At 76.3% G+C, this 1,577-nt stretch carries 2 protein-coding genes; both read right to left on the bottom strand.

Annotated elements, in window-relative coordinates; all coding sequences use genetic code 11:
* Positions 1-431: hypothetical protein (locus tag GTW08_RS20770; protein ID WP_161152409.1), on the bottom strand; the 431-nt coding region annotated here is incomplete at its 3' end.
* 571 nt (positions 432-1,002) lie between these two features.
* The coding region (locus GTW08_RS20765) for an HNH endonuclease signature motif containing protein (RefSeq protein WP_161152408.1) at positions 1,003-1,577 on the bottom strand (575 nt) is incomplete at its 5' end.

The raw sequence follows: 1,577 nt of genomic DNA, 5'->3' as shown, positions 1-1,577 counted from the left end.
GTCCGCGCCGCGACGGCGGCACCGGCCCGCCGGGCGTAGCGCAGCCGCAGCGGCAGCCAGCCGAGCAGCACCGGCAGCAGCATCACCAGCGGGACGACGACCAGCGCCCCCGTCGCGAGGGTGCCGACGGCGTCGCCGAACTCCCGCCCCGCCGCGACGAGCTCGGTGCCCGCCCCCGCGGCCGGATCCAGCGCGCGGGCCAGGTCGGACCCGATGAACGGGATCGAACCGACCGCCCCGGCGACGCCGGTGAAGGTGTCGGAGACCCGTCCGCCCGCGGCGACCAGCGAGTCTCCGGGCCCACGCAGCGCGGACAACCCGTCGTGCACGGCCACGCCGGCGGTGACGGCGAGGACCGTCCACAGCAGCGCGACGACGTCGGCGACGACCTGGCGGGCGATCCGGTCGGGGCGTTCGGCGTACCAGCGCATCGGACCTGTCTACCGGGACCGGAAACCGGTCGTCCCCGCGGCCCGCCCGTGCTCTGCCGGCGGGTGGACCGTTCGCTCTCCCTCGACCGCGCCTCCTGGGACGACCGCGTCCCGCTGCACGCGCAGAGCCCCGACTACGGCGTGGACGCACTCGTCGCCGATCCCACGAGTGGAACCACGGCCTCGGTGAGATCGTCACCGCGCTCCTCGACCAGGGACCGACGCTGTCCGGTCTCACCGAGCACCGGGCCGTCCCCTGGGAGGCCCTGCCCGGCCGGATGGCCGAGGACGACGACGGCGAGTGGCACGTGACCGACGGCCTCCCCGATGTGCCACTGGGTGTCACCGTCCAGGCGACGCGCTGACCGGGCCGGTCACGAAGGCGCAGGCCCGGTCCGGGCGTGGATGCCGGGTGGGCGGGCCGACGTCGCGTTCCGCGGAACGCGGTCCGTCCTCCCGCCCACCGGTTCCGCGCCGGTCTCCGGCGGTCTCCCACCGGCCGGTGCGCTGTGGCCCGCGTCCTCTTCCGGCCGTGTGGGTGCTCGGTCGCCCGGCGGAGGACCTGCGGGGTTCAGGCCGCGGCGGCCGTCGTGCCGGGCGGGAGCAGGGCGTCGAGGATCGGCTCGGGGTCGAGCCGGTCGCCGTACCAGTCCGGGGTGAGGGTGCTGCGATCGATCCGCAGCCGGGCCCGCGTGTTCCGTTCGACGAGGGACTCGGCGCTGCCGTCCAGCGGTCTGCCCGTGGCCTCGACGGCAGTGCCGTCGGGCCGGTGGAACAGCCAGTCCTCGCCGGGTGGGCGCAGGACCAGGTAGCCGTGATCGTGCACCAGCCGGTGGTGGAACGAGCAGAGCAGGACCAGGTTGTCGACGTCCGTCGGCCCGCCCCGCAGCCAGTGCCGGACGTGGTGGGCGTGCAGGTGGCGTGTGTGGTGGCACCCCGGGAACCGGCAGCAACCGCCGCCGTCGGCGGTCAGGGCGGCGATCTGCGCCGGGCTCGCCAGGCGCCTGCTCCGGCCGAGGTACATCCGGTTCGCGGCGCGGTCGGTGAGCAGCACCCGGGCCCGGGCGTCGCAGGCCAGGCGCTCGGCGGTGCTCGCGGCGATCTCGGGGCCGCCGGCGAGGCGCGCGGTGCCGGTCCCCGCGTCGA

This window comes from Pseudonocardia sp. SID8383, from assembly GCF_009864975.1.
GTDB lineage: Bacteria > Actinomycetota > Actinomycetes > Mycobacteriales > Pseudonocardiaceae > Pseudonocardia > Pseudonocardia alni.
The sequence above is the reverse complement of the archived record's forward strand: the minus strand, read 5'-3'. Positions and strand labels throughout refer to the sequence as shown.